Annotated in this window: 14 protein-coding genes, 1 tRNA gene and 2 rRNA genes (1 of these 17 cut by a window edge); 6 read left to right on the forward strand and 11 right to left on the reverse strand. The window is 67.9% G+C overall.

All coding sequences use genetic code 11. The features are described from left to right. Positions 1–6: 6 nt before the first annotated feature. On the forward strand, positions 7–993 hold the full coding sequence (locus KALB_RS42590; protein WP_025361795.1) for a cation diffusion facilitator family transporter: 987 nt from the start codon (positions 7–9) through the stop codon (positions 991–993). 1 nt (position 994) lies between these two features. Here KALB_RS42590 and dcd read toward each other — a convergent pair whose 3' ends face one another. After that, complete coding sequence (dcd, locus tag KALB_RS42595) at positions 995–1,576, reverse strand: dCTP deaminase (RefSeq protein WP_025361796.1); 582 nt, start codon at positions 1,574–1,576, stop codon at positions 995–997. 69 nt (positions 1,577–1,645) lie between these two features. On the opposite strand from dcd, the gene KALB_RS42600 reads away from it, so the two are divergent. Then, positions 1,646–1,716: transfer RNA gene (locus KALB_RS42600), tRNA-Gly, on the forward strand. 987 nt (positions 1,717–2,703) lie between these two features. Here KALB_RS42600 and KALB_RS44730 read toward each other — a convergent pair. The 4 genes from KALB_RS44730 to KALB_RS42625 form a co-directional block, all read right to left on the reverse strand. Continuing rightward, positions 2,704–3,102, reverse strand: a complete 399-nt coding sequence (locus KALB_RS44730; protein ID WP_025361798.1) for a hypothetical protein — start codon at positions 3,100–3,102, stop codon at positions 2,704–2,706. A 12-nt stretch (positions 3,103–3,114) separates the two neighbouring features. After that, positions 3,115–5,784 carry a glycoside hydrolase family 2 protein gene (locus KALB_RS42615; RefSeq protein ID WP_025361799.1) on the reverse strand — a complete coding sequence of 890 codons (2,670 nt, stop codon included), beginning with the start codon at positions 5,782–5,784 and terminating at the stop codon, positions 3,115–3,117. A 242-nt stretch (positions 5,785–6,026) separates the two neighbouring features. Next, positions 6,027–6,740, reverse strand: coding sequence for a VOC family protein (locus KALB_RS42620; RefSeq protein WP_025361800.1), 714 nt, complete (start codon positions 6,738–6,740; stop codon positions 6,027–6,029). Positions 6,741–6,772: 32 nt separating this feature from the next. Further along, a complete protein-coding gene (locus tag KALB_RS42625) occupies positions 6,773–8,128 on the reverse strand; it encodes a sugar porter family MFS transporter (protein WP_030111147.1) in 1,356 nt (451 codons plus the stop codon). 317 nt (positions 8,129–8,445) lie between these two features. On the opposite strand from KALB_RS42625, the gene KALB_RS42630 reads away from it, so the two are divergent. Both KALB_RS42630 and KALB_RS42635 read left to right on the forward strand, forming a co-directional pair. Next, complete coding sequence (locus KALB_RS42630; protein ID WP_236650138.1) at positions 8,446–9,165, forward strand: LuxR C-terminal-related transcriptional regulator; 720 nt, start codon at positions 8,446–8,448, stop codon at positions 9,163–9,165. Positions 9,166–9,275: 110 nt separating this feature from the next. After that, positions 9,276–11,111, forward strand: coding sequence for an acyl-CoA dehydrogenase (locus KALB_RS42635; protein WP_025361802.1), 1,836 nt, complete (start codon positions 9,276–9,278; stop codon positions 11,109–11,111). An 86-nt stretch (positions 11,112–11,197) separates the two neighbouring features. Here KALB_RS42635 and KALB_RS42640 read toward each other — a convergent pair whose 3' ends face one another. The 4 genes from KALB_RS42640 to KALB_RS42655 form a co-directional block, all read right to left on the reverse strand. Beyond that, positions 11,198–13,036, reverse strand: coding sequence for a VanW family protein (locus tag KALB_RS42640; protein WP_025361803.1), 1,839 nt, complete (start codon positions 13,034–13,036; stop codon positions 11,198–11,200). A gap of 23 nt (positions 13,037–13,059) precedes the next feature. Further along, complete coding sequence (locus KALB_RS42645; RefSeq protein ID WP_025361804.1) at positions 13,060–13,380, reverse strand: GroES family chaperonin; 321 nt, start codon at positions 13,378–13,380, stop codon at positions 13,060–13,062. A gap of 10 nt (positions 13,381–13,390) precedes the next feature. Then, positions 13,391–15,325: an NHL domain-containing thioredoxin family protein gene (locus KALB_RS42650; RefSeq protein ID WP_042221430.1), complete on the reverse strand. Its 1,935-nt coding sequence runs from the start codon at positions 15,323–15,325 to the stop codon at positions 13,391–13,393. A 66-nt stretch (positions 15,326–15,391) separates the two neighbouring features. Further along, positions 15,392–16,357: a helix-turn-helix transcriptional regulator gene (locus KALB_RS42655; RefSeq protein ID WP_025361806.1), complete on the reverse strand. Its 966-nt coding sequence runs from the start codon at positions 16,355–16,357 to the stop codon at positions 15,392–15,394. Between the two features lie 63 nt (positions 16,358–16,420). On the opposite strand from KALB_RS42655, the gene KALB_RS42660 reads away from it, so the two are divergent. Further along, positions 16,421–17,704 carry an FAD-binding oxidoreductase gene (locus tag KALB_RS42660; protein ID WP_148309874.1) on the forward strand — a complete coding sequence of 428 codons (1,284 nt, stop codon included), beginning with the start codon at positions 16,421–16,423 and terminating at the stop codon, positions 17,702–17,704. A gap of 10 nt (positions 17,705–17,714) precedes the next feature. After that, on the forward strand, positions 17,715–18,260 hold the full coding sequence (locus KALB_RS42665; RefSeq protein WP_035970701.1) for a hypothetical protein: 546 nt from the start codon (positions 17,715–17,717) through the stop codon (positions 18,258–18,260). A gap of 68 nt (positions 18,261–18,328) precedes the next feature. On the opposite strand, the gene rrf is transcribed toward KALB_RS42665, so the two are convergent. Both rrf and KALB_RS42675 read right to left on the reverse strand, forming a co-directional pair. Beyond that, positions 18,329–18,445, reverse strand: a 5S ribosomal RNA gene (gene rrf / locus KALB_RS42670). A gap of 103 nt (positions 18,446–18,548) precedes the next feature. Continuing rightward, a 23S ribosomal RNA gene (locus KALB_RS42675) occupies positions 18,549–21,249 on the reverse strand; it runs 411 nt beyond the window's last position.

A 21,249-nucleotide genomic window follows, 5' to 3' on the forward strand; every position in this document is an offset into this window, starting at 1 on the left:
TGACCAGTGACTTCAGTGGAACAGGCCGGTGGCGAAAGCAGGTTGACCGTTCTGGTCGCGCTCGGCATCAACCTGGGCATCGCACTGATGAAGGCGGTCGCCGGAGTGCTGAGCGGGTCGGCCGCGATGCTCGCCGAGGCGGGGCACTCGGTGGCCGACACGATCACCGAGGGGCTGCTGCTCGCCGCCCTGCGCCGGTCCGAGCGGCCCGCCGACCGCCGACACCCCTTCGGCTACGGCAAGGAGCGGTTCTTCTGGTCCCTGCTCGCCGCGGTGTCGATCTTCACCTCGGGGGCGCTGTTCGCCTTCGTCGAGGGCTTCCACGCCCTGGTCGACGAGGACGCCGACCAGGGCAACACCACCGTCGCCTACATCGTGCTCGCGGCGGGCTTCGTGCTCGAACTCGTGTCCTGGCTGCGGGCCATCAAGCAGATCCGCACCGAAGCCGCCGAGGCCAACACCTCGATCCGGCACTACCTGCGCGAGGTCGACGACCCGACCGCCAAGACCGTGCTGCTGGAGGACAGCGCCGCACTGATCGGCCTGCTGCTCGCCTTCGCCGGGCTCGGACTGCACGAGCTCACCGGCTCCCGCGTGTGGGACGGCGCCGCCTCGCTGGCCATCGGCGTGCTGCTCGCCTGCTGCGCCTACGTGCTCGGGCACACCAACCGCGGGCTGCTCATCGGTCGCCAGGCCGACGTCGCACTGGTCCGCGCCGTCCGGCAGCGGCTCGTCCAGGCGCCCGAGGTCGAGGTGCTGGTCGACCTGCTCACCATGCTCACCGGCACCGGCAAGGTGCTGCTGTGCGCCCGGCTCGACTTCGACGACGCGCTGGGCGCCGCCGACCTCGAATTCGCCTGCGTGCGGATCGCCAGCGAACTACGCGCCGAGTTCCCCCAGCTGGACGAGATCTTCCTCGAACCCGTGCCGCGCACCGACCCCGAGATCCGCGCCCGCGTACTCGCCCGCTACGGGACCGCGTTCGAGCAGTGAGTCAGCGCTGGGTGTTCACCCGGTGGAAGTTCAGGTACGCCCTGGACGGGGTCGGCCCGCGCTGCCCCTGGTAGCGCGACCCCGCCCGCGCCGAGCCGTACGGGTACTCCGCCGGGCTCTCCAGCCGGAACAGGCACAGCTGCCCGATCTTCATGCCCGGCCAGAGCTTGATCGGCAGGTTCGAGACGTTCGACAGCTCCAGCGTGATGTGCCCGGTGAAGCCCGGGTCGATGAAGCCCGCCGTCGAGTGCGTGAGCAGGCCCAACCTGCCCAGCGAGGACTTGCCCTCCAGGCGCCCGGCCAGGTCGTCCGGCAGGCTCACCCGCTCGTAGGTCGACCCCAGCACGAACTCCCCGGGGTGCAGCACGAACGGCTCCTCCCCGTCCGGCTCCACCAGCGAGGTCAGGTCGTCCTGCTGCAGCTGTGGATCGATGTGCGTGTACTTGATGTTGTTGAAGACGCGGAAGTACCGGTCCAGTCGGACGTCGATACTCGACGGCTGGACCATCGCGGAGTCGTAGGGCTCCAGCACGAGGCGTCCGCCCTCGAGCTCCTTGCGCAGGTCACGGTCACTCAGCAACACAGGACACAGCCTAACGTCCCCCCGGGTACTGGCGGTCACGGCGCCGTTGTGTATGCTGATCTCGGTTCTGCGGGTGTAGTTCAATGGTAGAACGAAAGCTTCCCAAGCTTTAGGCGCGAGTTCGATTCTCGTCACCCGCTCGAGCGTGAGGGCGTCATGTCTGCGGAGAGCGCAGACATGACGCCCTCGCTGTTGTTCTGGGGGACGACCCCCAGACCCCCGGCCGGGGGCTCCGCCCCCGAGACCCCCGTAGTGGGGTGGGGTAGCACGCGTCGTGCCATTGGCCAGCGGGGACCAGGGCTCCAGCGGCCCCGTCCTCGTCCTCTCCCCCTGACCGGTGCCTGTCGATCAGCCCGCTCAGCCGGTCCGCGATCTGCCGGTCGGCCTCGCTCGTCGCCCGCTGGTAGATCAGGGCCGCCCGCATGTCGTCATGGCCCATCCGCGCCATCAGGTCCTTGGTGCTCGTCCCGGCCTGCGCCGCCCACCCTGCGCCACGTACTACAAGGAGCAGCGCGGAGCCCAAGAGCCGACTGGGCAGCAGCAGCAGGCCGCAACGATCGCAGGGGTGGCCGAGCTGCCGGAGCGGGGCACGGCGATCGGAGCCCGTCGACGCTCCGCGCCAACGGCCACCTAGCCATCGAATGGACCTGTCCGGGTGTGAGCGGTCCTGCAACACTGGCTCTGCCCGAGATCGTCTGTTTCTGTTCGGTGGCTGGGACCGAGGTGCCAGCTAGCCGTGGAGGCGCAGGCGTTCCTGCTACCGGTGGGGAGGGCGCGCCGCGCCACGCGCGCGTGTTCCTTGCCTGAGGGAGAACGCGCATGCTCGCGCCCGACTCTGTCCTTGTCAGTGTGCCCGCGTCAATCGCGATGATCACGCTCCTGCTTCGATTTGGGCCGCCTGCCCTGCTCACACTTGTCGCTGGCATGATCGCTGTGCTGGCCTCAGGTGAGCGCGGCAAGCGCGCGCTGGTCGTCCTACAGCTGCTCCGGCGTTCCCCGGTCTCCGGGTCGGTACGCACCCGCCGTATGCACACGGACGCCCCCAGCACAACCGCTGGCAAGGACCGACCTCACAAGATCACATGCCATTAGCGTGCCATTGCGGCAGGTCACAGGGGCACCAGCGGTCACTCAGTCCCTCGCCGTTGTCCTGGGCCCCAGGCCCCTGAGAGGGGGCGCAGCAGGTGGTGGGTGGCTGCGTTGAGGACGGCGGCGAAGGCAGCCGGAGTGGGGACCTCCGGCGCTGAGGTGATGACCTCGTTCGCGGTCAGATCGAGGAGGTCGACGTCGGCCCACCCGCCGCGGAACAGCACGATGGATCCGGCAGGACCATCCTCGTAATCGAGCATGACGCCAACGGAGTCGGGATCACCAACGGCGGCGCGGTCGGTGTGGAGGGGCCAAGGCCAGGGTTCGGCGGCATCGCGCCAGGTCAACGGGCCGACGGTGAGTCCGGCGCGGACCCACTCGGCGCGCCGGGATTCGATCTCGCGGGCGCAGGAGTCGAGGTCGAGGATTGGTTCCACGGGCTGAGCGGCTCACTTGATCGGGGCGGGGACGTACTGGGCGGGCAGATTGACGCCGGTGAGCCGCACGGTGGGGGTGGTGGCGCCGAGTTGGGCCTGGCGGTAGTCGGCGGTAAGGGTGATCGACTCGCCGGGCCAGAGGGTGACGTAGTCGTCGGACCAGGTGCTGGGGGCGATCTCGGGGCCACCCTCGCCGCGGGTGACGGTGGCGCGCAGGAAGAACGCGACGGTGCCGCCGGAGTTGGTGAGGGTCGTGGTGGTGTGCACGGTGCCGTCCTGCACGGTGCTGGCGGCGGTGGCACCGACCTGGGCGGGACCGAGTTGCTGGAGGCCGGTGAGGTCGGCGTAGCCGGTCTGCGGGCTGTCCCACCACCGTTTCGAGTCGGCGGTGTCGTAGGTGTCGGGCTTGGTGGACAGCCAGTACACGTTGCGGTCAACGGGGTTGCCGTCGGCGTCGTGTAGCAGCAGCCGCACGAAGTAGGTGGTGGACAGCCCCTCGGGGGTGGGCACGGCGCCGATCTTCGTGGTGCCGTCGGCACGGGCGCGCAGGTCGGTGAGGTTCTGGTCGGACAGCACGGTGCCGTCGAGGGCGAACACGGTGGCCTGCACGGTCAGGTTCGGGGCCTCGTCGAGGCCCTTGTTGACCAGGGCGATGGACCGGTCGTCGTAGGAGTACTGCACGTGCAACTGCTTCAGGGCGGTCTTGGCCCCGAAGTACGAGCCGGACGGCGCCATCTCGTAGTCGAACAGGTGCCAGTACAGGGTGGGCCAGGCGTTGTTGAGCATCCAGTAGATGACACCGCCGGAGGGGTTGACCGCCTTGGACTGGTTGCGCCCGTACGCCTCGAACTGGGCGCGGTTGGCCTCGTAGTTGGCCAACTGCGACTTGAGCACGAAGTCCTCGAGCCCGGTGGGCTTGCCGTACCGGGCGCCGAGCGCGTCGAGGTAGGGGCCGAGCCGGTCGAAGTGTTCTGAGCTGGACAGGTGGAACTGTACGGCGTCGGGGTTCTGCCACAGGCTGTCGAGTTCGGCGGGCGAGAGCATCTTCTTCAGGCTCTCCAGGTCGGGGATCGCAGGCCCGGGACCGTTCTCGCCCTCGAAGCCGAACGCACCGCCCTTCTGGTCGCCGTACCAGTAGTTCGGCGGCACCCACCAGTACGGCCCGAGGCCCTTGTGCCCGGAGGGGCCGGTCAGCTCGCCGCCATAGCTGCTGATGGAGGGCATCACCGGCAGTTGCCAGTCGGACTTGGCGAGCCCGTCGAGGTACTCCTTCTCGATCACCGGTGGCGGCGACTGGTCGCTGCCGATGTAGAAGCCGAGCATGCTGGGGTGGTTGCGCAGCCGCATGCCCTCGGTCTCGGCGGAGGCCCTGGCCACGGTGTGGTCCTGCGGGCTCCACTTGTCCGCGTCGTTGTTCTGCCAGTGGGTGCAGCACTCCCAGCCGCTGAGCACCATCAGCCCGGCGCGGTCCGCGAACTGGAAGAGTTCGTCGTTCTCCCCCTTGCCCTCCAACCGGATCGTGTTCAGCCCGAGGTCCTTGGCGTGGGAGAGCTGGTCGGTCAGCCGCTGCGGGTCGTAGCGCAGGAACAGGTCGGAGGCCCAGCCCGCGCCGCGCACGAGGAACGGCTTGCCGTTGACGGTGAACTGCCGGAACCCCGCGGAGTTCAGGGAGGACTGCACCTCGCGGATGCCGAAGTCGGTGCTCGCGCGGTCGGAGGAGGCGCCGCCGACCTTCGCGGTCAGGTCGAGGTGGTACAGCGGTTGGTCGCCCATCTGGTACGGCCACCAGACCTTGGGATCCGCGAGGTGCAGTGGGTCGAAGGCGACCGTGGCGGTCTCGTGTGCCTTGAGCCGCACCTGCTTGCTGAAGGTCATCGGCCCGACGCTGCCGCTGACCTCGGTGTCGACCGGGGCCCCGGTGAGGTTGCTGACCTCGGCCTTCACGGTCAGGTCGGCGGAATCCAGTGCGGGCACGGCGAGATCGGTCAGGACCCGCGCCCCGCTCAGCGCCACGGAGCCGGTCCGCACGAGCCGCACGTCCCGCCACACGCCCATGTCGTTGTCAGGCGCGGGCTTGCTCCAGTCCAGGAAGCTGATCACCAGCTGCTTGTCGGGATCGGCCGGGAACACCTTGATGGCAACGGCGTTGGTACCCGCGCGCAGCAGGTCGGTCACGTCGAAGTCGTGTGCGGGATAGGCGCCCGCGACGGTGTCCTGACCTGCGACGCGCGTGCCGTTGACCCACACCTCGGCGCTGGGGATCACGCCGCTGGTCAGCCGCAGTGTGGTGCGCGTGCCGGGGGTCTTGTCCGCGGTGAACTCCTCGCGGTACCACCACGGCACGGTGAAGTCCTGCTTGTCGACCTTGTCCGCGAGGTTCGTGGAGTAGCCCAGATCCGGGTACTTGCCCGCGGAGATCAGCCCACCGAGCACGGTGGACCGGGCGGGCACGGAGGTCCAGCGGCGGTCGTCGTAGCCGGGCGAGGAGATCAGCTCACCGCCCTGCGCGGCGCTCGCGGTGGAGGCGATCCGCCAGCCAGGGATCGTGCTGACCTGACCGGCCTCGGTCGGGCTCGCGACCGCCGCGGGGTTCTGCAAGGTCAGGGTGGCGGCCGAGGCGGACACCAAGGCCAACAGCAGCAACCCAACCAGCGTCGCCGCCGTGGCACGTCTGATCCGCACACCGTCTCCTCAGCCGATTCAGACGATCCCCCCGTACGGGGACGGTTCGTGTTCATCATGCATGAGCGGTGGCGGTGCATGTCCGATATCGCAAGACTGGTGTGGGGCTCGCCCTGCGTCGGGGGGCTTCCGCAGGACGAGCGCTCCACAAGTACGCGAATGATCGCGCGTCCAGCACGGTACGCACCGAATGGGCCAGTCCGCAGAGTCCTAAGGCCCTAATCGCCCGTTCGGACGGCTGATCACCCAGGAGTGGAGACGCACAGCTCGTTGCCCTCCGGGTCCGCGAGCACGGCGCACCGCACCTCCCCCTGCCCGATGTCGATGCGTTCGGCGCCGAATCGGTGCAGGTAGCGGACTTCTCCCCACAGGCTGTCCTCGTCACCGGTCGTGCGCAGCTCGAGGTGCACGCGGTTCCTGCCGGTCTTGGCCCTGCCCCGGATGAACTCCAGCCAGGGGCCGGTGCCGCTGCTGTGGCGCAGGGAGGCGAAGTCCTCGTCGCCGCGCACCAGCGGCCAGGAACTGGCCACACCCCAGAACGTGGCCAGCGACAGCGGGTTCACGGCCTCGACGACCACGGCGGCGAGCGGGCCGGTGTCCGCGTACTCGGGGCGCGGGTCGAGCACGCAGAACTCGTTGCCCTCGGGGTCGGCGAGCACCACCCAGGGCACCTCGCCCTGCCCGATGTCGCAGGGCACCGCCCCTGCCGAGCACAGCCGCCGGACGGTCGCCCGTTGGTGCTCCACGGAGGAGCTGGCCAAGTCGAGGTGCAGGCGGTTGTGACCGCGCTTCGGCTCGGCTACGGGCACGAACACGAGGTGGAGGCCGTCCAGTCCCAGCCCCACCCCGTGCTCGTGCCGATGGGTGATCTCCACGTCGAGCGCGTCCGCCCACCACCGCGCCAGTGCGGGCGGATCAGCCGCGTCGATCACCACGCTGTCCAGTCGGGTAGCCACGTCGCCGACGCTACCGACGAGGTACGACAAGTTCAGGCCCGCACGCGCTCGCGCAGTTCCAGTTCGATCTGCTCCAGGGTGCGGCCCTTGGTCTCCGGCACGAACTTGCGCACCAGCAGGAACAGCAGGATGCCGATGCCCGCGAAGATCCAGGCCGAGTAGGCGAGCCCGATGCCGGTGTTCATCACGGGGAAGATGAAGGTGATGGCGAAGGTGGCCGCCCACAGCACCACGCTGGCGGTCCCGGTGCCGATGCCGCGCACCCGCAGCGGGAACACCTCGGCGATCATCACCCACACCACGGCGCCCCAGCCCAGCTCGTACCCGGCCAGGTAGACGATCAGCAGCACCAGGGCGGTGATACCGGCCAGGCTGGTGTCGTGGATGGTCAGCACGGCCAGCCCGAGCAGGAACAGCGTGGCCGCCATCATCAGGCTGCCGACCAGCAGCAGCGGCCGGCGGCCCCAACGGTCCACCACGAGCACCTCACCCGCGGTGAACAGCACCTTGACCAGGCCGAGCACCACGGCGGCCAGCAGCGCGGCCGAGGTGCCGAAACCGAGGTTGGTGAACATGGTCGGGGCGTACAGGTTGATCGCGTTGACCCCGGAGAACTGCTGGCCGATGGCCAGGATCATCGCCACGACCAGCGCCGGGCGGACCAGCTTGGAGCCCAGGTCGCGCAGCTTGCCCCGTTCGGTGCCGCTGAGCGAGATGACCTCGCGGATCTCCGCCAGCTCGCGCTCCACGTCCTCGGCGGGCTGGGTGGCCGTCAGCACCGCGCGGGCCTCCTCCTCGCGGCCCGCCTTGAGCAGCCAGCGCGGGGTCTCGGGCATGAACGCCATGCCGACCAGCAGGAGCACGGCCGGGATCAGCGCGGCGGCGAACATGCCGCGCCAGTTGCCGGAGTCGTTGAGGGCGTAGTCGACGATGTAGGCGATCAGGATGCCGCTGACGATCATGAGCTGGTTCAGCGAGGACAGCGCGCCGCGCGCCCGGCCAGGGGACAGCTCGGCGAGGTAGGTGGGCACCGAGGCCGAGGAGGCGCCGACCGCCACGCCGACCACGAACCGCGAGACGACCAGCACGGTCACGTCGGGGGCGAAGGTGCAGCCCAGCGTGCCGAGTGCGAACACCACGGCGGCCGCCATGATCGCCTTGCGGCGGCCCAGCCGGTCGGTGAGCCGGGTGGCGAAGACCGCACCGAGGATCGCGCCCGCGGCGAGGCAGCCGCCGACCACGCCCTGGGCGAAGGAGTCCAGGTGCCACAGGGGCTTGATCAGCAGCAGCACGCCGGAGATGACGCCCAGGTCGTAGCCGAACAGGATGCCGCCCAGGGCACCGAAGAAGTACAGGGTCGCTCTGTTGATCTTCCGCCGCGCCGGCAAGCCCGTTGTCTGCTGCACGCCGAATCGCCTCGATTCTGTTCCGACGTCCGAGTGGGCACCCGGTCCGGCGGCGGTGGACCAGGCACCCGTGAGGTGTGTGTGACGTCGGTCCTACGTGCGTGTTGCGGGTGAAGGAACCCTTGCGAGGGGATTGAGTCACATTCGTGACTGATATTCAGGTGAGTGAACAAATCGGGCTCGCCCGGCGGGTCACTACCCCAGTTGGGGGAGAAAAGACCTGTTCGGGGGACCGATGCCGTCAGCAGGGCCGTGTGGAGGAGTCACCTATACCCAGCCAGGGGAAGATCGGAGATCGGATGACTGCCAGCCCCATCGCCCGCCAGCGCATGGCGCCGGGTGTACTCAGAACCCGTCAGGCCACCGTCGGGGTCGCTCTGCTGGACCCGGTTCCGCTGTTCCGCGAGGGTCTGTCCGCACTCGTGGCACGCACCCCCGGCCTGCACTGGGCAGGCTCGACCCGCAACCACCGCGCTGCGGCCATGCTCCAGGAGCAGCATCGACCCGACGTGTTATTGATCGACTCCGCACTCGATCCGCTCGGACACTTCACCCGCATGCTCACCGACAGCGACCACGAGTTGGTGGTCGTCGTCCTGCTGCGTGACGCGCACCGCACCGCCGAGTTCGCCAACCGCATGTTCCGCAGGGGCGCCCGCGGCCTGGTGCCCCGGCACGCGGAGCCCGCGCAGGTCGTGCAGGCCATCCACCAGGCACCGATCGCCCGGCGCTACCTGGATCCGGCGATCGCCCCGCTGATGTCGATGACGGTGGACGGCGGGCTCGCCCCGCACACCACCGGCCACCACGGGCAACTGACCCGCCGCGAGTACGAGGTGCTGCAACTGATCTCGGAGGGACTGGAGAACCGCGCCATCGCCAGGGAGCTGTTCGTCTCGGTGGAGACCGTGCGCACCCACATCAAGGGCATCCTGCGCAAGCTCAGCGCACGGGACAGGGCGCACGCGGTGGCCGTGGCCTTCCGGATGGGCCTGCTCGCGTGCGCTCCTGATCGCTGACCGTGACTGTGAGCTGCACCAATGTGGTTGCACGAGAGGGCGACACCCCTTGCCGGGGTTACTGACAGGTAATATCCTGTTGTTACCGGCTAGTAGGGGAGCAAGGAAGCATGGGCCACTACAAGAGCAACGTCCGCGACCTGGAGTTCAACCTCTTCGAGGTCTTCAACGTCCAGAACAGGCTCGGCACGGCACCGTTCGAGCAGGCCGACGAGGACACCGCTCGTGGCGTGCTCAGCGAGCTGAACACCCTGGCCACCGGGCCGCTGGCGGAGTCCTTCGCCGACGCCGACCGCAACCCGCCCGTGTTCGACCCGAAGACGCACTCGGCCACGCTGCCCGAGTCGTTCAAGAAGTCGTACAAGGCGCTGTGGGACGGCGAGTGGTACCGGCTCGGGCTGCCCGACGAGCTGGGCGGCTTCGGCATCCCGCCCTCGGTGCAGTGGGCCGCCTCCGAGCTGATCCTGGGCGCCAACCCGGCGCTGTTCATGTACATGGCCGGCCCGAGCTTCGCCATGATCGTGGACAAGAACGGCACCGAGGAGCAGAAGCGCTGGGCCCAGATCATGATCGATCAGGCCTGGGGCGCCACCATGGTGCTGACCGAACCCGACGCGGGTTCCGACGTGGGCGCGGGCCGCACCAAGGCCGTGCTCCAGGAGGACGGCAGCTGGCACCTGGACGGGGTGAAGCGCTTCATCACCTCGGGCGACCAGGACATGACCGAGAACATCATGCACCTGGTGCTGGCGCGGCCCGAGGGCCCCGGTATCGAGGCCAAGGCGGGCACCAAGGGCCTGAGCCTGTTCCTGGTGCCGAAGTTCCACTTCGACGGCGAGACCGGTGCCCGCGGTGAGCGCAACGGCGCCTTCGTCACCAACGTCGAGCACAAGATGGGCCTGAAGGTCTCCACGACCTGCGAGCTGACCTTCGGCCAGCACGGCGTGCCCGCCAAGGGCTGGCTGCTCGGCGAGGTGCACGACGGCATCGCACAGATGTTCCAGGTCATCGAGTACGCCCGGATGATGGTCGGCACCAAGGCGATCGCCACCCTGTCCACCGGCTACCTCAACGCGCTGGACTACGCCAAGGAGCGCGTGCAGAGCGCCGACCTGACCCAGATGACCGACAAGACGGCGCCGAGGGTCACCATCACCCACCACCCGGACGTGCGCCGCAGCCTGATGCTGCAGAAGGCGTACGCCGAGGGCCTGCGCGCGGTGTACCTGTACACGGCGACCTTCCAGGACCAGATCAAGGCGGGCGACGGGGACGTCAAGCTGGCCGAGCGGATCAACGACCTGCTGCTGCCGATCGTCAAGGGCGTCGGCTCGGAGCGGGCCTACGAGCAGCTCGCGCAGTCCCTGCAGACCCTGGGCGGCTCCGGCTTCCTCCAGGACTACCCGATCGAGCAGTACATCCGCGACTCCAAGATCGACAGCCTGTACGAGGGCACCACGGCGATCCAGTCGCTGGACTTCTTCTTCCGCAAGATCATCCGTGACAAGGGCCAGGCCCTGGGCTTCATCAACGGTGAGATCCAGAAGTTCCTGGACAACGAGGGCGGCAACGGCAGGCTCAAGGAGGAGCGGGCCGCGCTGGGCCAGGCGTTGCAGGACCTGCAGGGCATCCTCGGCGCGATGATCGGCCACCTGACCTCCTCCCAGGAGGACGTGCGCAACATCTACAAGGTCGGCCAGAACACCGTGCGGCTGCTGCTGGCCGCCGGTGACGTGCTGGTCGGCTGGCTGCTGCTGCGCCAGGCCGAGGTGGCGCTGGCCGCGCTGGCGGGCACCCCGTCGGCCAAGGACCGCTCGTTCTACGAGGGCAAGGTCGCGGTGGCCTCGTTCTTCGCCAAGACCGTGCTGCCCGAGCTGTCCTCGCGTCGCAAGATCGCGGAGACCATCGACAACTCGCTGATGGACGTGGACGAGTCCTCGTTCTGATCCACCGCACCAACGAGTTCGGCCCCCTCACCGCACGTGAGGGGGCCGAACTCGTTGGTGGGTCAGGCGCGGAGCATGGCCCCCGGCTACTGGCCGCCGCAGGTGATCTTCGGAGCAGGGTCGTACGCCTTCTTGCGGGTCTGCCTGGCCACCTCGCGGCCGTTCAGGTCCTTGATCACGCGGGTGTCCGTGACGGTGAAGCCGGGACCGCCCGCCGAGGGCACGCAGTTGGTCGCCGGGCCCTGCCTTGGCTGCGGCTCCACGGGGTTCGTCCGCTCACCGGGCACCGACTCCACCTGGTACCGCTTGGTGCCCCACAGCTTCACGGTGATCTGGGAGGGGGTCCAGATGGTCTGGATGGCGATGCCGTTCGGCGAGTCGTTCTTGAACCTCAGGTCGATGACGCTGCTGCCGTCGGGGTTCTGGAACACCGTGGCCTCACGCGCCGCCGGGTAGCGGCTGATGAAGTAGCTGTGCTCCTGGTGCCCGGCGTCGGCCAGTCCGGCGAAGTACGAGGCGTTGTAGAGCGTGGTGGCGAACTGCGAGATGCCGCCGCCGATCTCCCGCGCCGGGGCGCCGTTCTCGATCACGCCCGCCTGCACGTAACCCTGCGGTGCGCCGCGCGGGCCGGTGTACCCGTTGAGGCTGAACACCTCGCCGGGCTTCACGACCGCGCCGTTGACCTTCTCGGCGACCACGCGGATGTTCGTCCCCGAGTCCGCGGCGAAGCCGCCGGTGGTGAACTCGCCGACGACCTCCTTGACGCCCAGCTGCTCGGCCTGCTCCGTGGTGATCTTGGCGGGCTGCTTGGCGTACTGCGCGGTGAGCACCCGGTTGTCCTTGCGCTGCACCAAGTCCGCGAGCCCGGCCAGGCTCTTGTCCCAGTCCACCCCACGCCCCTCGGTGGACGGCTTGACCGCCGGCTTGCCCGAGTCGAACACGAACTCGGCGTCGTTGCCCGGCTTCTCGGTGGAGGCAAGCTGCGGCTTGAGCGCCTCGACCACCTTGCCCTGGTCCAGCTTCGGCGCCAGCGCACCACTGTCGGTGGCGGTGAAGCCGAGCGCGCCCGCGATGGCCGCTGGCGACAGCGTGGCGTCCTTGCCCTCGCCCTTGACCGCGACGGGGCCGGAGACCGCGGGCTTCGCGATCTTCTCGATGGCCTCGCGCACGGCCTCCGCGCTGACCTTCACCGGGGTGGTCGCCACTGGCAGCGGCACCGCGGTGCCCAGGACCCAGTTGTCCACAACGGAACGCGCGGCGCCCTCGGCGTCCAGCTTCTGCCCCGGCTTGGGGTCAACGGCCACCGGGCTGGTGCCCTCGAAGCGGATGCCGCCCTCCACCGGGTCGCGGTCCACCTTGGGCCGCAAGGTGTCCAGCTGCGCGGCCAGCTTGCCGCTGTCCGAGGTGCTCACGAACGGCACCTCGCGGCGGGCGAAGAACGAGGTGAGCCGGGCGAAGGGGTTCAGCGGCTGGCTGCCCGCCTGGTCCAGGGTGCCCGACCAGTCCGGCACCAGCCCGGCCTGCCTGGCGTCCAGGGTGCCCTCGACCTCACCGGCCCTGACCTTGATCGGCTGGGTGGTCCTCGGCTCCACGGCAAGGCGCAGCTTCTGCTCGGCGTCGGCCCGGCTGAGCCCGCCGATGTCCACCCCGGCCACGGTCGTGCCGCGCGGGACCGCGCCCTGGGAGAGCAGGATGTCCATGCCGTACAGCACGACGAGCACACCAGCCGCGGCGCCCGCGACGATCAGGCCCCTGCGCAGGGTGAGCCTGCGCCTGTCCTGGGACGGCTCGGGTTCCGGTTCGGGACCGGGCGCGAGCAGGTCCCCGGACACCGGCGCGAAACTGGCCGTCTGCTGCTCGGTGAAGACGGGTATGCGGGTGGTCCGCTCGACCTCGGTCTCCTGCGGATCGTGGTCGGTGGGCACTGCTCGCTCTCCCTAGCGCTCGTTCACAGGTACAGACCGGTGCCGTGCTCGGTCTCCTCGGTCGCCACGGCGTGGATGTCCCGCTCGCGCATCACGATGTAGGTCTGGGCCTGGACCTCGACCTCGAGCTGGTCCTCGGGGTTGAACAGCACCCGGTCCCCGACCTTGACGGTGCGGACGTGCCCGCCGACGCCGAGCACGTCACCCCAGGCCAGCCGCTTGGCGACCTGCGCGGTAGCCGGGATCACGATGCCACCGCTGCTGCGGCGCTCACCGTCCTCCGGCGAAATCCGCACCAAAACCCGGTCGTGCAGCATCTGGATCTGGAGCTTTGCCTCGGCCACACTGGTGAGTTTACTTCGCTCCTGGTACGTCCTGGTCCGCGCCCGCGCCGTGCTCGTCCACCCCGCCCATCACCAGCGCGAGCCTGCTCGGCCCCTCGGGCCGCACGCGCACCGGTACGCCCCAGTCCTGCCTGGTCAGGCGGCACACCGGGTGCTCGACCCCCGGCCCGTCATCACAGCTCGCGGCCTGCGCCACCACGTGCAGCACGCCCTCGGCGATGCCGTCCGCGAGCACGATCCGCCGGGACAGCGCCGTGTCCACACCGGCGCCCGCCACCAGCAGTTCCGGCGGCGAGGAGGTGATCTCCAGCCGGGTGGACGGGCCGTAGCGCTCGTCCAGCTTCTGGCCTGGCGGGGGCTGGAACACGACCACCAACTCCACCTCGCCAGCAGCCAGCTCCGAGGGCGGCCTGCGCACCTGGTGCGCCTCGCCCGCCACGAGCTGCGCCGCGATGCCGGGCGGTACCGGGCGCTCCAGCCGGTGTGCCGCCGAGGCCACCACGACCAGTTCCCCGTCGATCACCGCCGCGCCCGAGGGCTCCGCGACCCCGGTCGCCAGCGTGGACACCTCACCGGTTCCCGGCTGGTAGCGGCGCACCGCCGAGTTGTACGTGTCGCAGACCGCCACGCTGCCGTCCGGCAGGACCGCTACGCCCAGCGGGTGCTGCAACAGCGCCTGGTCCGCGGCCCCGTCGCGGTGGCCGAAGTCGAACAGGCCCTTGCCGACCGCCGTGTGCACCTCGAAGCCGTCACCGGCGGGCTCGATCCAGCGCAGGGCCGAGGTCTCCGAGTCCGCCAGCCACAGCCGATCCCCGTCGGCGGCCAGCCCCGAGGTCTGCGCGAAGAACGCCTCCTGCGCCGGGCCGTCCTTGAGCCCCTCCACCGTGGTGCCCGCGAAGCGCGTCACCGTGCTGGTCACCGGGTCGAACAGGCCGATCGTGTGGTTGCCCGCCATCGCGACCACGACCCCGCCCGCGGGCTGCCACCAGGCCACGTCCCAGGGGCTGGTCAGATCGATCTTGTCGGCGGGGCCGTCCGTGTCCCCGTTGCGCCACTGCTCGCCGGTGCCCGCCACCGTGCGCACCTCACCCGTGCGCAGGTCGATGCCGCGCAGCAGGTGGTTGACCGTGTCCGCGACCACCACGTCGTAGCCCACCTGCTCGGCCACCTCCTCGGGCAGCACCGCGATGCCCGCCGGCTCCGAGAAGCTGGCCGCCCCCGCCGCGCCGTCCGCCCTGCCCCGCTCGCCGCTGCCGATGCGGCGCAGCACCGTCTCGCCGTCCTCCGCCAGTTCGACCACGCCGTGGTGCGCCGAGTCGGTCACCAGCAGCGTGTTCGCCCTGGTCACCGCCACCTTCGCCGGGAACCTCAACTCCGTGGCCCTCGGCTGGGGCGGCACGTACGGCCCGTCCCCGCGGTGCAGCGTGCCCTTCGCCTCGTGCTCGGCCACCAGCTCCGTGATCACCCTGCGCAGCGCCTCGGCGTGGCCCTCGCCCGCCGCCGTGTGCACCACGTAGCCCTCCGGGTCCACCAGCACCAGCGTCGGCCAGGCCTTCACCGCGTACTGCTGCCAGGTCCTCAGCTCCGGGTCGTCCAGCACCGGGTGGTGCACCTCGTAGCGCTCCACAGCCGCCGCCAGCGCGTCCGGGTCCGCCTCGTGCACGAACTTCGGCGAGTGCACCCCGATCGTCACCAGGACGTCCGCGAACTCCTCCTCCAGCGGGCGCAGTTCGTCCAGCACGTGCAGGCAGTTGATGCAGCAGAAGGTCCAGAAGTCCAGCAGTGTGATCCGCCCGCGCAGGTCCGCCAGCGAGATGGACCTGCCGCCGGTGTTCAGCCAGCCTCGACCGGCCAGTTCAGGGGCCCGCACCCGGACACGACGCTTCGCAGTGCTCACGTCCGAAGTCAACACCAGCAGGTGGGACGGTGTTCCGACGCCCACCATGTGGACTCACGGCGCTGGGTGTCATGAAAGTGCCGTTCGAGACGCTGGACGTCTTGAACGCCACTTTCATGACACGGCGAGCCGCCGACCCACCGCGCGCAGGCGGGCGCGGACCTCCTCGTGGGCGTCCAGGGTGAGGTCGAGGCCGAGCGCGGCGATGGCGGCCACCTGCTGGGCGACGAGGTCGAGGGAGTCGGCACGCAGGTGGACACGGCACGCGTCCTCGCCGGCGGCCTCGGTGGTGCCGGTCATGGGGGCGGTCATCCGCCGGGCGAAGTCCTGCGCGCTGCACCGCACCAGCAGTGTCGCGGTGTACCGGTAGGGCGCCTGCGCGATCGTGCTCGCCACGTACGCGGCTGCGTCGGCAGCGGGCAGCTCGCGGGGTGCGAACCGGTGCCGGGTCGGGCGGGGGTCGACCATGCGGTCAACGCGGAAGGTCCGCCACCCGGTGCGGGCGGGGTCGTAGGCGACGAGGTACCAGCGGCGGTGGATGGTGACGAGGCCGTGCGGCTCAACGCGGCGCGAAGTTGTTGTGCCGTCTCGGTTCTCGTACTCAAACGCCAGGACTTCCTTGTCACGGCTGGAAGCCGCGAGCACGGCGAGCATCGTCGGGTCGATCTGCGGCCCGTCGCGGTGCACGATGGGCATCACGGTGTCGGTCACCGCGGCGACCTGGCTGCGCAGCCGAGTGGGCAGAACCTGTTGCAGCTTGGCCAAAGCACGAACCGAGCTTTCCTCGATTCCGGTGAGACTGGTGCCCGCGGCACTGAGCAGTCCGACGGCGACCGCGACGGCCTCGTCGTCGTCGAGCAGCAGCGGGGGCAGGTCGCGGCCGGAGGCGAGCCGGTAGCCACCGGCTGTCCCGGTGGTGCCGTCGACGGGGTAGCCGAGCGCGCGCAGCCGTTCGACGTCGCGGCGGATCGTGCGGCCGGTGACCCCCAGCCGCTCGGCGAGCTCGGTGCCCGACCACTCGCGTCGTCCCTGTAGCAGGGAGAGCAGCCGCAGCATCCGCTCGGGCATGGTCGTCGTCACAGGTCCCAGGATGCCAGTGCTTGAGGACAAGATGTGTCCTAAATGGCTCCTAGTGTGCCCACCATGTTCCGAACTGACCTCGTGCACCGGCCCGGCGACACCGACTACGACGTGGAGCGCGCGGGCTTCCAGACCGCCGACCAGCACCGCCCCTCAGCGATCTTCAGCGTGACCGGGGCCGCCGAGGTGCAGGCCGCCGTGCGGTTCGCGCGGGCCCAGGACCTGCCGATCGCCGTGCAGGCCACCGGCCACGGACTCTCGACCGTGACCGAGGGTGGGGTGCTGATCAACACCAGGCGCATGTCCGAGGTCGAGGTCGACCCGGTGGCCCGCACGGTCCGGTTCACCGCGGGCGTGCGCTGGGGACGGGTCATCGAGGAGTCGGCGCGGCACGGCCTCGCCCCGCTGAACGGCAGCTCACCTGACGTCGGCGCCGTGTCGTACACGCTGGCCGGTGGCTTGGGCATCCTCGCCAGGAGCTTCGGCTACGCCGCGGACCACGTGCGCGGCATCGAGATCGTCACTGCTGACGGGCAGTTGCGCCACGTGTCCCCGGGCAGCGAGCCGGATCTGTTCTGGGCACTGCGCGGCGGCGGCCACAACTTCGGTGTCGTGACTGCCATGACCGTGGATCTGTTCCCGGTGAGTCGGCTCTACGGTGGCGGCCTGTACTTCGGCACCGAGCTGATCCCCGACGTGCTGCGCAGTTGGCGCGACTGGTCGCGGGGCTTGCCGGAGGAGTGGAGCAGTTCGGTCGCGGTGATCCCGTTCCCGGACCTGCCGATGGTGCCCGAGCCGTTGCGCGGTCGCCGGGTCGCCCACATCCGCGTGGCGTACACCGGTGACGCGGCGTCGGGGGAGTGGGTTGTGGCGCCGCTGCGCGAGATCGGTCCCCGGCTGATCGACAACCTGCGCGAGATGCCGTACACCGAGTCGCACACGATCTGCAACGACCCCGCGCACCCGCACTCGTACGCCGGGGACAACGCGCTGATGGGCGACCTCTCGGACGAGGCCCTGGCGGCGGTGCTCAACCTGCCCGCCAGCTCCGTGATCCAGCTGAACCACCTGGGCGGCGCCCTGGCCAAGCAGCCTGCGGTCGGCAACGCGGTTGGTCACCGCTCGGCGGAGTACCTCGTGCGGCTCGTCGCGGTGGGAGGAACAGCAGATGTGAGCTCGCTCGCACCGTGGAGCATCGGCCGGTCGCTGAACTTCCTGTTCGGTGCCAAGAGCGCTGAGGTGGTGCGTTCGGCGTACGAGTCGGCGGACTTCGCGCGACTCACCTCGCTGAAAGCCGAGTACGACTCCGCCAACCTCTTCCGTTGCAACCACAACTTCGGGGCCTAGGCTCGGTGGGGTGCGTGCACCACTGACCTTGCCGGAAGCCGAGAAGTTGCAGACCCTGCTCCGCGACCGGGTTGAGCCCGGGCTCACCGAGGCCGAGTTCAACCGGGTCGAGGAGCACTTCGGGTTGACCTTCGCCGATGACCACCGGGTGTTCCTGTCCGCGGGACTGCCGGTGGGCCGACGGTGGCCTGATTGGCGGGACGGCGCTGAGCAGACCTTGCTGGACCAGCTGGCCTGGCCGGTCGAGGGCCTGCTGTTCGACGTGGAGAAGAACGGCTTGTGGTTGGGGGAGTGGGGCGAGCGCCCACGGGAGCTGTCGGACGCGGTGGCTGTTGCTCAGCAGCACCTGGCGGGCGTTCCCACGCTGATCCCCGTGTTCGGCCACCGCTACCTGCCGGGCATCGCCGGTTCCTGGGGCTTGCCGGTGTTGTCGGTCGTGCAGAGCGACATCATCGTGTACGGCGAGACCTTGGCTGACTACATCCAGCGGGAGTTCGCCAACGGCCCGGAGCGCTACGAGGCGGCCGAGGTCCCGTTCTGGGGTCAGTTCCTCTAGAACAAAAAAAGGCTGGTGGGTGGTCAAGGAACCCTCAGGCTCAACTCAACCACCCACCAGCAAAAAATGTTCGGCAGCGTCCTACTCTCCCACACCCTCACGAGTGCAGTACCATCGGCGCAGGAGGGCTTAGCTTCCGGGTTCGGAATGGGACCGGGCGTTTCCCCTCCGCCAACACCACCGAAACACTATGAAATTACCACCACACCCACCCACCACAGCCAAAGGCCGATCAGGGTGATGCCGGTTGGTTCTTTCAGAACCACACAGTGGATGCGTAGCACCTTCGTAGTCAAGTCCTCGGCCTATTAGTACCAGTCAACTCCACACCTCACGGTGCTTCCATCTCTGGCCTATCAACCCAATCGTCTCTTGGGGGCCTTAACTCACAAGGAGAGGGAGATCTCATCTTGGAACAAGCTTCCCGCTTAGATGCTTTCAGCGGTTATCTCTTCCGAACGTAGCCAACCAGCCATGCTCCTGGCGGAACAACTGGCACACCAGAGGTCCGTCCATCCCGGTCCTCTCGTACTAGGGACAGCCTTCCTCAAATCTCCTACGCGCACGGCGGATAGGGACCGAACTGTCTCACGACGTTCTAAACCCAGCTCGCGTACCGCTTTAATGGGCGAACAGCCCAACCCTTGGGACCTACTCCAGCCCCAGGATGCGACGAGCCGACATCGAGGTGCCAAACCATGCCGTCGATATGGACTCTTGGGCAAGATCAGCCTGTTATCCCCGGGGTACCTTTTATCCGTTGAGCGACGCCGCTTCCACCAGCCAGCGCCGGATCACTAGTTCCGACTTTCGTCCCTGCTCGACCTGTCAGTCTCACAGTCAAGCCCCCTTGTGCACTTGCACTCAACACCTGATTGCCAACCAGGCTGAGGGAACCTTTGAGCGCCTCCGTTACCCTTTGGGAGGCAACCGCCCCAGTTAAACTACCCACCAGGCACTGTCCCTGAACCAGATCATGGTCCGAGGTTAGACACCCAGAACGACCAGAGTGGTATTTCAACGATGACTCCACAGCCACTGGCGTGACCGCTTCACAGTCTCCCACCTATCCTACACAAGCCGAACCGAGCACCAATACCAAGCTATAGTAAAGGTCCCGGGGTCTTTCCGTCCTGCCGCGCGTAACGAGCATCTTTACTCGTAATGCAATTTCACCGGGCCTGTGGTTGAGACAGTCGAGAAGTCGTTACGCCATTCGTGCAGGTCGGAACTTACCCGACAAGGAATTTCGCTACCTTAGGATGGTTATAGTTACCACCGCCGTTTACTGGCGCTTAAGTTCTCAGCTTCGCCCCGAAAGGCTAACCGGTCCCCTTAACGTTCCAGCACCGGGCAGGCGTCAGTCCATATACATCGTCTTGCGACTTCGCATGGACCTGTGTTTTTAGTAAACAGTCGCTTCTCGCTGCTCTCTGCGGCCGCACAGCCCTAGCCCGCACGGGGCTTCAAGCCACACGGCCCCCCTTCTCCCGAAGTTACGGGGGCATTTTGCCGAGTTCCTTAACCACAGTTCACCCGAACGCCTCGGTATTCTCTACCTGACCACCTGTGTCGGTTTGGGGTACGGGCCGCATAAACACTCGCTAGAGGCTTTTCTCGGCAGCATGGGATCACTCTACTTCGCCTCAATCGGCTACGCATCACGTCTCAGCCTAACATCAGGACGGATTTGCCTATCCCGATAGCCTACACGCTTACACCAGTATTACCACTGACTGGCGGAGCTACCCTCCTGCGTCACCCCATCGCTTGACTACTACCGGATCGGATCCCGCGCAATCACTACCTCATCCGAAGACTTGGTAGCTCTCGGGCGGTTAGCATCACCGGCCTCACCATGGACGCGTTTACACGGGTACGGGAATATCAACCCGTTGTCCATCGACTACGCCTGTCGGCCTCGCCTTAGGTCCCGACTTACCCTGGGCGGATTAGCCTGGCCCAGGAACCCTTGGTCATCCGGCGGACGAGTTTCTCACTCGTCTTTCGCTACTCATGCCTGCATTCTCACTCGCGTGGCCTCCACGGCTAGGTTCCCCTGCCGCTTCATCGCCCACACGACGCTCCCCTACCCATCCACACGACTGGACCCCACCCGAAGGTGAAGCCGATCGATGTGTGAATGACACAGCTTCGGCGGTGTGCTTGAGCCCCGCTACATTGTCGGCGCAGGACCACTTGACCAGTGAGCTATTACGCACTCTTTAAAGGGTGGCTGCTTCTAAGCCAACCTCCTGGTTGTCTGGGCGACCCCACATCCTTTCCCACTTAGCACACACTTTGGGGCCTTAGCTGGTGTTCTGGGCTGTTTCCCTCTCGACTACGAACCTTATCGCCCGCAGTCTCACTGCCGCACTCTCACTTGATGGTATTCGGAGTTTGGTTGACTTCAGTAAGCTTGTAGGCCCCCTAGGCCATCCAGTGCTCTACCCCCACCAAGAAACATGCGACGCTGCACCTAAATGCATTTCGGGGAGAACCAGCTATCACGGAGTTTGATTGGCCTTTCACCCCTAACCACAGCTCATCCCCCAGGTTTTCAACCCTGGTGGGTTCGGGCCTCCACGCGGTCTTACCCGCGCTTCACCCTGGCCATGGCTAGATCACCCCGCTTCGGGTCTAGAGCACGCGACTATATCGCCCTATTCGGACTCGCTTTCGCTACGGCTACCCCACACAGGTTAACCTCGCCACGTACCGCTAACTCGCAGGCTCATTCTTCAAAAGGCACGCCATCACCCCTGCAACGGAGGCTCTGACGGATTGTAAGCACACGGTTTCAGGTACTATTTCACTCCCCTCCCGGGGTACTTTTCATCTTTCCCTCACGGTACTAGTCCGCTATCGGTCACCAGGGAGTATTTAGGCTTAGCGGGTGGTCCCGCCAGATTCACAGCAAATTCCACGAGCTCGCTGCTACTTGGGATCACTACAAGGAAGACAGCATGTTTTCGCGTACGGGACTATC

Origin of the sequence: Kutzneria viridogrisea DSM 43870, assembly GCF_000525635.1 — a bacterium.
Taxonomy (GTDB): Bacteria; Actinomycetota; Actinomycetes; order Mycobacteriales; family Pseudonocardiaceae; genus Kutzneria; species Kutzneria viridogrisea.

Bases quoted from the DNA above. Each gene is read 5' to 3' on its own strand.
- KALB_RS42635 (WP_025361802.1), top strand. From the start codon at position 9,276: ATGGGCCACTACAAGAGCAACGTCCGCGACCTGGAGTTCAACCTCTTC.
- KALB_RS42630 (WP_236650138.1), top strand. From the start codon at position 8,446: ATGACTGCCAGCCCCATCGCCCGCCAGCGCATGGCGCCGGGTGTACTC.
- KALB_RS42650 (WP_042221430.1), bottom strand. From the start codon at position 15,325: ATGGTGGGCGTCGGAACACCGTCCCACCTGCTGGTGTTGACTTCGGAC.
- KALB_RS42660 (WP_148309874.1), top strand. From the start codon at position 16,421: ATGTTCCGAACTGACCTCGTGCACCGGCCCGGCGACACCGACTACGAC.